Origin of the sequence: Acetobacter suratthaniensis, from assembly GCF_017377745.1 — a bacterium.
GTDB lineage: Bacteria > Pseudomonadota > Alphaproteobacteria > Acetobacterales > Acetobacteraceae > Acetobacter > Acetobacter suratthaniensis.
Genome location: NZ_JAFVMG010000007.1, coordinates 85,989 through 98,747, shown reverse-complemented (window position 1 = coordinate 98,747; position 12,759 = coordinate 85,989). Strand labels below are relative to the sequence as shown.

Here is a 12,759-nt window from a genome sequence, read left to right as displayed (position 1 = left end):
GCGGAGCGGGAAGGACAGACATCCCAGCGTCAAGGAGCCGTATCGCCATCATGCTTCGCCGTCTCATGCCCCGCTCTCCCTCACCGCGCCCGGTAATGGCCCTCGCGGCTCTCTGCCTTCTGGCGTCGTGCTCATCCGACCCCAAAACCAGTCAGGGCCTGACCGCGCCGGACGGCCGCCTCCTCCATGAGGACCGTGGCGCCTCCGGCGGGGAAACCGGCCTTAAAGGCGGGGTAAACGCCTATCTGTGGCGGGCCACGCTGGATACGATTTCCTTCATGCCGGTCGCAACGGCCGATGCGGAAGGCGGGATCATCCTGACGGACTGGTACACCCCGCCCGCAGCCCATGATGAGCGCTTCAAGATTACCGCCTTCATTCTGGACCGCCGCCTGCGCTCGGATGCGCTGCGCCTGAGCGTGTTCCGTCAGGTGCGTGAAGGCGGTGCATGGGTAGATACCCCCCCCGCCCCCAACACCGCATCCGACATCGCGGCACGCATTCTCTCCCGCGCACGCAAGCTACGGGCCAATAACGGCAACCGCGACTGATCCGGGGCCAGCGCCTTTTTTCTCTGCCGCTCCCGTTCCCGGCCACAAGGCCGGGTAGCGGGGGCAGGACTTTTCATTCCAGCCTGACAGTACAGAACCTTCCATGTCCCAGCCTTCCAGCACTCCTGTTCCTGCTACCCCCGCCCCTTATGACTTCCACACCGTCGAACCACGGTGGCAGGCTGAGTGGGATAAGGCCGGTATCTTTACCGTGCCTGACGTGCCCCCGGCGGGGCAGCCCAAATACTACGTGCTGGAAATGTTTCCCTACCCGTCAGGGCAGTTGCACATGGGCCATGTGCGCAATTACGCGCTGGGCGATGTTATTGCCCGCTACAAGCGTGCGCGTGGTTACTGCGTGCTGCACCCCATGGGTTGGGATGCCTTCGGTCTGCCCGCCGAAAACGCGGCACGCGAACGGGGCGTACACCCGCGCGAGTGGACTCTGGCCAATATCGCCGCCATGCGCACAACCCTGCAGCGGCTTGGTTTTTCCCTGAACTGGGACCGTGAGATCGCAACCTGCCTGCCCAACTATTACGGCAAGCAGCAGCAGCTTTTCCTTGATTTCCTGCGTGCAGGGCTGGTGGAACGGCGCGAAAGCTGGGTGAACTGGGACCCGGTGGACCAGACCGTGCTGGCCAACGAACAGGTTGTGGACGGCAAGGGCTGGCGCTCCGGTGCGCCAATCGAAAAAAAGCAGCTCTCGCAATGGTTCTTCAAAATCACGTCTTTTGCTGAAGACCTGCTGGGCGGGCTGGACAGCCTTGATCGCTGGCCCGAACGCGTACGCACCATGCAGGAACGCTGGATTGGCCGCTCCGAAGGGGCAAAGGTCATCTTCAACCTGCACCAGCCCCCCGCCGGACTGGATACAGACCTGAACGCGGTGGAAGTGTTCACCACCCGCCCCGATACGCTGTTTGGCATGTCGTTTCTGGCTATCGCCCCTGACCACCCGCTAGCCGCATGGGTTGCTGAACGTAACCCCGAAGCTGCGGAGTTCGTGGCGGAATGCCGTAGGCTCGGCACGTCGGTAGAGGCGGTTGAAACAGCCGAAAAACGTGGTTTCGATACCGGCCTGCGCGTTAACCACCCGTTCCTTGACCAGAGCTTTCCGGTCTGGATCGCCAATTTCGTTCTGATGGATTATGGCACCGGCGCGCTGTTTGGCTGCCCCTCGGGCGACCAGCGCGACCTTGACTTCGCCCATAAATACACCCTGCCTGTGGTGCCGGTTGTGCTCCCGCCGGGTAAGGCGGAAGCAAACTTTGCCATTACCACCTCCGCCTTTACAGGCGATGGCAGCATGATCAACTCGGGCTTTCTCGACGGGCTGTCCACGCAGGATGCCCGGCGCGAAGCCATTACCCGGCTTGAGGCCATGGGCGTTGGGCAGGGTGTGGTCAACTGGCGCCTGCGCGACTGGGGCATTTCGCGCCAGCGCTACTGGGGCTGCCCTATTCCCATCATCCACTGCCCCGATTGCGGCCCCCAGCCTGTACCCGCAGACCAGTTGCCGGTGGAACTGCCCGAGGATGTCACTTTCGACAAACCCGGCAACCCGCTGGACCACCACCCAAGCTGGAAGCACACCACCTGCCCCTGCTGCGGCAAGCCCGCCACGCGCGAGACCGATACGTTCGACACGTTCGTGGACAGTTCGTGGTATTTCGCCCGCTTTACCGCGCCGCATGCCGCAACCCCCACCGTGCGCGATGCAGCGGATGGCTGGCTGGCGGTAGACCAGTATATTGGCGGGATCGAACACGCCATCCTGCATCTGCTCTATGCGCGCTTCTTTACCCGCGCCATGCGCAAAACCGGCAATCTGGATGTGAGCGAGCCTTTTGCGGGGCTGTTTACACAAGGCATGGTCAGCCACGAAAGTTACAAGGACAGCACAGGCAACTGGCTGTACCCCGAGGAAGTGGAGCACACAGCCCAAGGTGTGATCAAACGCGGCACCACCGAACCCGTAACCGTCGGGCGTGTGGAAAAAATGTCCAAATCCAAGCGCAACACGGTCGCGCCGGTGGCAATTATCGAGCGTTTTGGCGCGGATACGGCGCGCTGGTTCGTGCTGTCCGACAGCCCGCCCGAGCGGGATATGGAATGGACGGAATCCGGTGTTGCGGGTGCTGCGCGCTTTGCCCAGCGTCTGTTCCGCGCGGTTTGCACTATTGCCGAAACCACACCGGCCACAGCCACGGCTCCCACGCAGGACAATCCCGCCAGCCCGCAGGCCGATACCCTGCGCCGCGTAACACACCGCACCATCGCGGCTGTAACCGAGGCGCTGGAAGGCTTTGCCATTAACGTGGCGGTTGCACGCCTGCACGAGCTGACCTCCGCCCTGATCGATGCGGAAAAACAGGCCGATGCCGCAGGTATGGATTTTGCCCGGCGTGAATGCGCCCGCGCTCTGTGCCTGCTCTGCGCACCGATGATGCCGCATCTGGCTGAGGAAATTTTCTCCCGCCTGAACCCGGCTGACGGGCTGGCGGCACAGCAGCCCTGGCCGCAGGCCGAGCCAGACCTGCTGACGGCCACCAGTGTTACGATCGCAGTGCAGATCATGGGCAAGCTGCGCGGCACGGTGGAAGCACAGCCGGATGAAGACGCCGCCGCCGTGCTGGCCCGCGCTGAAAGCGAGCCCAACGTGGCGCGCCTGCTTGAAGGCAAGCGTATCGTCAAGCGCGTGCATGTTCCTAACCGTATCGTTAATTTTGTCACGGCAGGCTGATGAACCGTACCGCCTTTATGCTCCGTCTGGCACGCCCGCTCCCGGCCCTGCTGCTGCTCCTGCCTCTGCTACTGGATGGCTGCGGGTTCAAACCCCTCTACGGCGAGCAGGAAGGCCAGACGAACATCTCGGCGGAAATGAAGGAAATCTACGTCAATAATCTTCCCGAACGTGTGGGCCAGCAGCTTCGTCTCGCGCTTCAGCAATTCATGGCGCAGGATGGGCCTGAAAATCCGCATAAATACCGGCTGAATGTTATACCCCGGATCAGTACCGAGGCCATCGACATCCATAACGACAACACCGCTGGCCGCCAGCGGATTGTCGGCTCTGCACACTGGATGCTGTATTCTGTTGAGGAGCACCCCCGCCTGCTGGCACAGGGGGATACGACCACAATGGACGGCTATACCTCGTCGTTTGAGCAATATTTTGCCCAGACCCTCAATGCGGAAACGGCGTTTGGCCGCGTAGCCCAGACACTGGCGGCCCAGATTGCCCAGCAGGTGGCGGTATGGCTGCGCACAGGCACCAACCCGCTTATTCGACCGGCACAGGGGCCAAAGACCTATTATCCTATCCCCACGGCCATCCCCAATTCCAACAACGAAACCCCGATGGACGCGGGGGCGGATGACGCCATTCCCGCCATGGCCACGGGTCGCTCCTCCGGCGAAAATGACGGCGCACCCTAAGCCAGCCCGCTTGGGCGGCGCGGCCTCTCCGCGCCGTACAGCCCGGCATTTTTCCGTCCTGTCATGAAAATTGACGCCCGCACCCTGCCGCGCGTTCTGGCAGACCCCGGCGCATGGCGGGTTATCCTGCTCCATGGCGAAGATACGGGCCTGATCCGGGAACGTGCGCAGGAAGCCGCACGCATGATTATCGGGCCAGAGGAAGACCCTTTCCGTCTGGCCCTGCTCGACCGCGAAACCCATGATCGGCTGGAAGAAGAAGCCACAGCCCTATCCCTCATGGGGGGGCGGCGGGTTGTGCGCGTGCGCGATGCTTCCGACAGCCAGCTCAAGGCCGTGGAGCATATCCTGAACCAGACGACCGATACGCTGGTCATTCTCGAAGCACCGGGCCTGTCCTCCCGCTCCAAGCTCCGCGCCCTGCTTGAACGCAGGCAGGATTGTGCCTCCATCGGCTGTTACCCCGAAGAAGGCCGCACGCTTGAAAGCAGCATTACCAAAATGCTGGCGGCACACCGTATCCGCATCGACAACGACGCCCTGCACTGGCTCATGGGGTGCCTCGGGGCCGACCGGAGTGCAACCCGCGGCGAGGTGGAAAAACTGGCGCTCTATGCGGGAGACGGCGGCACGCTATCTCTGGAGGATGTCCGCACCTGTATTGGCGATGCGGGCAGTGTTTCCCTTGAAGATGCCGCTTTTGCCGCAGCACAGGGCAACCGGGCCGAGGCCGATCTGGCTCTGGAGCGGGCTCTGGCCGAAGGCACCAGCCCTATCGCCATTATCCGGGCGTTCATGGCGCACCTACACCGGCTGCGCCGGGTGCGCGCGGCCATGGCTGCGGGAGAAAGCCGCACAGACGCGCTCAAAACCCTGCGCCCGCCGGTTTTTTTCAAACGCACCGCAGGGTTCAGCCGTGCGCTGGAACTCTGGACACTCCCTGCGCTCACCCACGAACTCACCCAGTGGCAGGCACTGGAACTGGCCTGCAAACAGACCGGCGCACCAGACCTGCTCCTGTGCCGCCGCCAGACCGCCATGCTGGCGGCGCAGGCCGCCCGACAGGCCCGCCGTTAACGGGTATGTGGCCTGCCTGACGTGCCCCTCTTGTCCATTGGGGCGGCTTTCAGTATAGACTGCGGGTGTGTGTCCGCGTAGCTCAGCAGGATAGAGCACAGGATTCCTAGATAAATTGGGCACCATGTCAGGAAACGTCATGGTGAATCCGCTCAAAGTCGGGGAACGCTACGGCCGCAAGGCCTTGCCAATCCCGAGCCAAGCCGCCCTCGGGCGGAAGGTGTAGAGACTGGACGGGCGGTGCCTAACAACCTGCATGCAGGTTTATGGCAAAGGGACAGTCCAGCCCACGAACGCCCTGCTCCGCTCAGGAACAGGACGGCGGTGAAAACCGTAGTGGGATGAATCCTGGGGCCGTGGGTTCGAATCCCGCCGCGGACACCAACACACACACCAAGCAAAAGCGGTTCAGAAAAGCGGCAGCCAACAGGTGCCGCCTCCCAACCTCATAACATTTGGAAAACAAGTCCCCTCACTTCAGCCCCACAGGATCCTGACTCGCCCGAACTGACTCATCGGGCTATCGTCTCGATATAAGAGGGGAGAGAAATTTGAGACGGTTCCTGTTTATTATGGCTGGGCTATCGCTAGCACCCGCAGCATGGGCTCAAGAGTACAAACCTGATTTCAACTGTTCCGCAGATCACACAAAAGACAGCATCGCCACAATGCTGTGTGAGAACAGCGAAGCCGCCAAACACGAACTGATGTTTGATCAGGCTTATTACGCTCTGCGCCAGATTGTCGGAAAAGACGGCTGGAAAACGCTCAAGCAGGAAATTATTGCGGATGATGCCGCATTCTCTGAATGCCTTGATCCTTCAAGTCTGGTTGGCCCTCAAAATATCCCTCAGGCTGACCCGACCTGCTACATCACACATATGGACACCCTGACTGACAAGTACAAAGCCCGCCTCAGTGGTGCCCCTTTACAAGAAGCCGACCGCCCGATTGACCAACATATCGCTCTGCAGCAGGACTTGATTAACCTCGGCTTTCTAAAAAGCAGCAGCCGGGCAGATGGTGTCTATGGAGAGGGAACGCGTGCAGCCATCATGCAATGGCAAAAATCGCATGAAGACATGGTCGCTGACGGGTTCCTTTCTGATAGTGATGCTATAAGGCTGGATTCTGAAACAAAAAACCTGCCGGTATCAAAAGCTGTTATGGACAGGAACAGCCCAGATGCGTCCATTCTCCCAGAAAAACCGGACCAAACCCCGGACATTCACAGCTACAATCACCAATCAGGGTCGAATGTTCCTTATTATTTCATGATCTTTTCCGCTATTGTTATAGCTCTCTATGCAACAGCCAAGACACTGCAAACCAAAGCCTATCAGGCTACCTGGGATGCAGTATCGAAAGAAATATCTTTCCAGAAACTGAACCTACAAATCGCAAGAACCCAAAAACTTACCAAGGATCAATATGGAACGCTTCAAACGGCAGCGTGGGCAAGAGAAATAAGCTATTTCATGGAAACCAGAATTGATAACATTATTGATTCTGGAACGACCAATAAAAACCTTCGGCAAAAGCTCCGGGCAAATGCCATCAATATGATTGCCGACCTTGCCGCGCATCCGCTTCCCGTCAATGCGGGAACGACAGCGTATATCAGTGATCCAACCGTGTTTGACACCCGAATGGATCCATTTGATTACGAACAACACTGCGCCCTCATTCTCCGCAATGCTGGATGGGATGCTCATGCTACCAAAAAAAGTGGTGATCAGGGGGCTGATGTTATTGCCCGAAAAGGAAATGTCAGGATCGTCGTACAGTGCAAGCTGTATTCAGGAACCGTCGGAAATGATGCCGTCCAGCAGGCTTTCGCCGCCCAAAATTTTCAAGGGGCAAGCGGTGCCATTGTAGCCACGAACTCGACATTCTCTCAGTCTGCAAGACAGGTAGCCGCAACAACGGGTGTTATCCTTGTCCATCATACGCAACTACCAACTGCCGCCGAGGAAATTTACACCCGGGTAAACGATCTACCCCGCTACTCCTAACCGCTTCAATGCGGCTAAGTTACCGCTTTCGGGTAGAATCTACGCACGACCTTTTCCATGGTCAGGCCCTGCACAATAATGGTGAACACCACAACGCCGTAACAGACTGGCAGCAGCAGATCACGAAGCGGGCCGGGTGGCAGGCCAAGCACGAGAGACACCGATATGCCGCCACGCAGGCCACCCCATGTCAGAACGGCCAGAACACGCCCCTTCTCCCACCGGCGCAGATGCTCGGGCAGGATGGACAACAATATACTAAGCGCCCGCACCACAATGGATAGGGGAATAACGCACAGCATGGCCGTAACAGTGAATGGGCTGAGTGTGATCTCCAGAGCTTCAAAGCCGATCAGCAAAAACAGCAGTACATTCAGGACTTCATCAATCAGGGTCCAGGCATTCTCCAGTGCACGCTGTGAAGCCTCATCAAACAACACTGGCTCTGTGCGGGCAAACCCTGTGCCGAAATACAGGCCGGCCACCACCACGGCGATAGCCCCGGACATGCCAAGATGACTAGCGATGCTGAATGTAACCGTCGCCAACGCCAACGAAATCAACAGGTCGATATGCCCATCGCGTTGCCATGCCAGCATACGCAGCGCAATCCAGCCTGTAACCGCCCCCAGCACCCCGCCGCCCAGAGCCTCGCGGCAGAAATCCAGTGCGATACCGGAGGCTGAAACCACGTCACGACTGCCAGTTGCAAGCCCCAGTGTGACGCCGAAAATGACCACACCCACCCCGTCATTAAACAGGCTCTCCCCCGCGAAAACCGCCTGAACCTGACCGGGCAGCCCAAGCCGTTTAAGCATGCCTACAACCGAAACCGGGTCAGTCGGAGCCAAAATGGCTCCCAGCACGATACACCACGAGAAAGGCACCGCCTGACCTAGCAGGGGAAACAGATACCATGCTGCTCCGGCCAGAAAAGCCACAGCAAAAATGGTACCCAGCACAGACAGGGCCGCAACCGATGCCAGCCGGGTGCGCAGATGTGCAACATCCACCTGCATGGCCCCGGCAAACAGCAGAAGGCAGAGAACACCGTTCAATAACGATTCCGGCAAATTGACCGCCCCCAGCACGGAACGGGGAAAAGCCAGCAGATTATGCGCTGGTATCAGCCGATCCAGCGCCACCAGCAGGAGCGAGGCCAGCAGGGAGAAAATCAGCACCCCAATCGTGACAGGCACCCGCAGAAAGTGGTGATTGAGGATGCTGAAACCCGCGGCGCAGGCCAGCAACAAGGCGACAAGGCTGATGGTGTCCATAGCTGCCAGAGCTGACGGTTCCGGGGCGCAACGTCAAGCAAAACCGTTGCCCTGCGGCGTGTCCGCCGTTGACGCGCCGCCGGATTAACGGCGGCGCGTGCGCAATCAGGTTACCTCTACCGGGCGGAGTTGCGCTGGGGGTACCTGCGTGGGCCAATCACGACAATTGCGCACGGCGCCATTTTCGCGCACGGCATCAAGTGTTTCGGGGTTGAGGGTTACAAACACCCACCCCCCCTGATCCAGCTTGCCTTCCGCCATGATTCCATCTGCTGGAAAACCACGATCCACCGGGCCGTAAACACCTGCACATCCGTGGTTTTCATCCAGTGTGGCCAGCCACGGGGCATCGCCTACCGTAGGCGCCACCGCCACAAAACACTGGTTTTCCAGTGCGCGGGCCTGTGCCGAAATCCGCACCCGGTTAAAGCCATGCAGGGAATCCGTGCAGGTTGGCACCAGGATCAACCACGCACCGGCCTCAATCTGGCGGCGGGTCAGCATGGGAAACTCGGAATCATAACAAACGGCTGCACCAATCAGCCCCCAAGGTGTTTCAAACACACCGGGTGGATTGCCCGCCCGCACACCCCATGATTCGTTTTCAAAACGGGTCATGACATGCTTGTCCTGAAACATGATACGCCCATCAGGGGCTATCAGCGGGGCGCGATTGCGCACACCTTCAGCCTCGGGTCTGGGCAGGGTGCCGGGCATAAGCCACACACCATGCCGCATGGCCGTATCGCGCATAATGGCCAGCAGGGCATCGCTTTGCGCACATACGGCCTCAAGCTCGGCAGCCGGGTCGGGTGCCCCCACCAGAGCGGACGCCACCTCCATGCAGGCATATTCGGGCATCAGCAGCAGATCTGCATCGGCTGCTCCCTGCGCCACCAGCATATCCAGATGGGCCGCATACTCCTCGATCGTGCCAATGCGCACGACCTCCCATGCCAGAACGCCCAGGCGCAACGGCTGTGTCATGACTATTTCTCCGGCTGTAACAGAACCTGCGGCACGGGGGCCGACCGCAATGGTTTAATAAAAAAATCGAGCCAATGCTGGGTTTCCTCAGCCTGCCCCGGTTCTTTCCACATCATAGTGCAGGCCACACCCGGCAGAGGAGAAAATCCTCTTTTGGCCCAGAACGCATGCAGGGTGCCTGCCCCGGCGGGCCGTAGCGGATGGTCCGCTGGCCGCCGCACAGAGCAGAATACCGCAAATGCGGCCCGGCTATCCTTCAGGGCATAGCGTTCGCGCTCTTCAAAAAACCGAACACCCAGCCCCTGCCCCCGATAGGCAGGTAACAGAACCGATTCACCAAAATAAAAAAACTGCTCGGGTGACAGGCCACGGGCCTCGAACGGCGCGCGCACATCTGGCGCTTCATCCTGCAAGGGCAGGCAGGAGGAAGCGCCCACCACCTGCGCACCATCGCGTGCGATTACCACCGCTGCGGCGCGGCTTTTGACGTAAAATTCCAGATATTTCTGTTCGTATTCAGCATCGCCCTCATACAGATAGGGCCATTCGCGGAATACGCTCATCCTCAGGCGGGCCAGATCCGCCATGACAGGCCTGAGGGCTTCTCCCGAGAGGGTTTCAAGCGTGATACTCATCCACGGTCCGTTTTCAGCCTTGCCGCCAAACACGCTTGCGCGCCTGCCCTGCCGGGGTCAAGCCCCGGCAGGGTTGCACCATACAAAACCGACTGGCCCTGCCCCGCTTTCAAGAACGCGCCATGAATATTCAGTTTTACCGAACCTGCGGGCCAACCCACCCGCTGGCAGGCCCATAGTGTCAGGCTGCCGGTGCCAGTGCCTTTTCAAGCTGTACGACCTCGGGCTGTATCCCGCTGGACAGGGGGGCGCCATCATCATACGGAGCAAGAAAATCCACCACGGTCTGCCGGTACAGATCTAGCCCCTTGTAGCTGGACAAGGTGGGATCGAGATCACGCAGCACCCGATGGAGCCGCCTGCGCCATTTAGGCACGCGCATGATATCGCGCAGCGGCATCAGGTAACAGCGGATGGAAAACAGAATGGCGTTGGAGCGTGGCAGGCGGTAAAGCGTTTGCAACTCCACGCGCAGATGCACCTTATCCGCTACATTATCCGGCGTGACCGAAGCCCGGTCTGGCCCCCAAACCATGAAATTCTCGGGCGAGGTATCCAGCCGGGGGTTGATGGTCATTGTCCAGTTCAGCCGCCGCACCGGTTTTTCGTGCTGCAACATGAGCAGAAAGCGCAGGCCACGATCAAACACCCCCATTTCCGCCGCCTTGGGTACAGGCGCATGCCACTGCCGGAAGGACATGCCCAGATCGAACTTGAGCGACCAGTCAGCCTGTGCCGTAACCATGCCGCCATCCATCCACAGATCATCCTCACGCTGATCATGAAGCGTGAAATCTCCCTGCATTTGTCGGGCCATATACTCAAAGGGTGGCAGCGGCAGGGTTGTCGCATCGCCAAACACAAAGCTCTGCTCATACCCCAAAAGCCGGTTAACCCAATGCCAGTCCTGCCCTTCACGCCGCAAGGAAAAATGCTGCGGATACTGATCGGACAGGCTGCTCATGGCCAGTTCCACGAAATCCCACTCAGCAGCGCGCATATGGGGCTGAACAATGCAGCGCTTGGGATCTTCCTGCAAAATACGGGCTTTTTCCGCGCATTCCGCGACATAATGCTCATCAATATCGAACGTGTTATGCATGGCGGCTACCGGGCCACTACGGATATGCGGCTCCACGTTCATGGAATACATATAACTGTCTTCAGGGAACGGAAATGGAAACCGCAGGATGGTTTCTGCACTATTCGTTACCTGATAGGGCGGGCGATAACTTTCCCGCGCACTGGTCTGAACGGTCATGCCCGCCTCCTCTTTACAGGTTGAGTGTCAGCGTATCCGTTCTGGCACGGGATACGCAGGTCAGAATGGTGCGGCCTTCAGTTTTTTCCTGCTCTGTCAGCACATGATCACGATGTTCCGGCACACCGTCCATAACCTCCAGAGCGCAGGCACCGCAGGCACCACCACGGCACATGCACGGAGCATCCACCCCGGCATTCTCCAGTGCTTCCAGCAAGGTTTCATCGCCCGCTACAGCAATCCGCTGTCCGCTGCTGGCCAGAACAACCGTGAACGGCTTACCCCCTTCGGGTACGAAGAAATGCTCTGAATGCACCTTGGCCGCCACAAAACCGAGTTGGGCGGCCGCCTGCTCCACCCAGCCCATGAAGCCTTCCGGCCCACAGAAATACAGATGGGTTGCTATGCCTTCCTCCGCCATATGGTGCTTCATGCCCGCATCTTCGGGCGGACGGTCATGAATAAAAACCCGGCCGGGGGGCAGGTCTGCCAGCAAGGTTACAAAAGCCGGTTTTTCCTCAGGGCGGCAAAAATGATGCAGAGTGTAATCCGCCCCTTCCGCCTCAAGCGTGCGGGCATGAGCAAGAAAAGGCGTAATACCCACCCCAGCAGAAAGCAGAAGGTGCCGTTTGGCTGTTTTGGAAACAGGAAACAGGTTGGCACTGCTCAGAACCGTAACAGGCGTGCCATCCTGCGCCTGATCGTGCAGGAAAGCCGAACCCCCGCGTGATTGCGGAGCGCGCCGCACGATCACACTCAGTTCACGCCCATCCGGCGTAGCTGAGACAACGGAATAGGCATTTTTATAGCGCCGTGCGGCAGAACCAAACCCAAGCACCACATGACTGCCCGCAGACACAGCAGGAAAACGCACACCCTGTGCCGCAAGCACGAATTTACGCAAGGTTGGTGTCAGCACTTCAACCGAGGCAATAACTGCCAGATAACCAGAACGTTCAACCATGACGGGCTGCTGCCTCCATCGCCTGCAACAGGATTTCTGGCTCGCCCACTCCCATATAGGCGCCCAGCCCACGTGAATAATGCTCCCGCACGAACAGGGTGGTGCCGCAGCCAAGGCAACGCACCGTATCGGCTTGCACCCCATCATTCAGCGTATCGCAATGCACGCACACCACGCGCCGCGCCGTATCCCGTGGGGGGGCCAACAGAACCTCGCCCGTGGCCAGCCCGGCCGCATCCGCCACTATGGCCACGCGAGACAGGAACGAGGCCCCACCCGCTCCATACAGCCGCAAGCCTACCCTCTCCCGCGCCAGCCGTCCGGCCAGCCTTTCCAGCAAGGCCGTTACGGAACGCAGCAGCACTTCTCCTTCGCGCGCATCCGCCATCACTGTCGCATCGGATACCACTGTCCATATCTCGGGCATGACCGCGCCGCAGCCATCCGGCAGGGGGCAGTCCGCCGTATCCCGAACATACAGGTGCCGCACGCCCGACGCATCCAGAACCAGTGGGGCAAAAGGCAGTTGACTACTGACGATCACGCTCTTT

General features: G+C 59.5%; 11 protein-coding genes. 5 read left to right on the top strand and 6 right to left on the bottom strand.

The genetic code is table 11. The annotated features are described in order from the left end of the window. Positions 1–50: 50 nt before the first annotated feature. The 5 genes from J2D75_RS08310 (at position 51) to J2D75_RS08290 (ending at position 7,084) form a co-directional block, all read left to right on the top strand. A complete protein-coding gene (locus J2D75_RS08310) occupies positions 51–551 on the top strand; it encodes a DUF3576 domain-containing protein (protein WP_207854312.1) in 501 nt (166 codons plus the stop codon). Between the two features lie 103 nt (positions 552–654). After that, on the top strand, positions 655–3,297 hold the full coding sequence (leuS, locus tag J2D75_RS08305) for a leucine--tRNA ligase (protein WP_207854311.1): 2,643 nt from the start codon (positions 655–657) through the stop codon (positions 3,295–3,297). Continuing rightward, complete coding sequence (locus tag J2D75_RS08300) at positions 3,297–3,992, top strand: hypothetical protein (protein WP_207854310.1); 696 nt, start codon at positions 3,297–3,299, stop codon at positions 3,990–3,992. Before leuS ends, J2D75_RS08300 begins: the two co-directional genes overlap by 1 nt. 63 nt (positions 3,993–4,055) lie before the next feature. Beyond that, a complete protein-coding gene (holA, locus tag J2D75_RS08295) occupies positions 4,056–5,069 on the top strand; it encodes a DNA polymerase III subunit delta (protein ID WP_207854309.1) in 1,014 nt (337 codons plus the stop codon). A gap of 572 nt (positions 5,070–5,641) precedes the next feature. Beyond that, positions 5,642–7,084, top strand: coding sequence for a restriction endonuclease (locus J2D75_RS08290; RefSeq protein WP_207854308.1), 1,443 nt, complete (start codon positions 5,642–5,644; stop codon positions 7,082–7,084). Between the two features lie 14 nt (positions 7,085–7,098). On the opposite strand, the gene J2D75_RS08285 is transcribed toward J2D75_RS08290, so the two are convergent. The 6 genes from J2D75_RS08285 to J2D75_RS08260 all read right to left on the bottom strand — a co-directional run bounded on the left by J2D75_RS08285 (position 7,099) and on the right by J2D75_RS08260 (position 12,752). Beyond that, on the bottom strand, positions 7,099–8,361 hold the full coding sequence (locus tag J2D75_RS08285; protein ID WP_207854307.1) for a cation:proton antiporter: 1,263 nt from the start codon (positions 8,359–8,361) through the stop codon (positions 7,099–7,101). 105 nt (positions 8,362–8,466) lie between these two features. Then, positions 8,467–9,348 (bottom strand): carbon-nitrogen hydrolase family protein, encoded by an 882-nt coding sequence (locus tag J2D75_RS08280; protein ID WP_207854306.1) that lies wholly within the window; start codon positions 9,346–9,348, stop codon positions 8,467–8,469. A gap of 2 nt (positions 9,349–9,350) precedes the next feature. Continuing rightward, positions 9,351–9,983 carry a GNAT family N-acetyltransferase gene (locus J2D75_RS08275; RefSeq protein ID WP_207854305.1) on the bottom strand — a complete coding sequence of 211 codons (633 nt, stop codon included), beginning with the start codon at positions 9,981–9,983 and terminating at the stop codon, positions 9,351–9,353. A gap of 181 nt (positions 9,984–10,164) precedes the next feature. Continuing rightward, complete coding sequence (locus J2D75_RS08270) at positions 10,165–11,244, bottom strand: heme-dependent oxidative N-demethylase family protein (RefSeq protein WP_207854304.1); 1,080 nt, start codon at positions 11,242–11,244, stop codon at positions 10,165–10,167. A 13-nt stretch (positions 11,245–11,257) separates the two neighbouring features. After that, the gene (locus J2D75_RS08265; RefSeq protein WP_207854303.1) at positions 11,258–12,208 is read right to left on the bottom strand and encodes a PDR/VanB family oxidoreductase; all 951 of its coding nucleotides are present in this window, start codon (positions 12,206–12,208) and stop codon (positions 11,258–11,260) included. Next, a complete protein-coding gene (locus J2D75_RS08260; RefSeq protein ID WP_207854302.1) occupies positions 12,201–12,752 on the bottom strand; it encodes a dimethylamine monooxygenase subunit DmmA family protein in 552 nt (183 codons plus the stop codon). Before J2D75_RS08260 ends, J2D75_RS08265 begins: the two co-directional genes overlap by 8 nt. Positions 12,753–12,759: the final 7 nt, after the last annotated feature.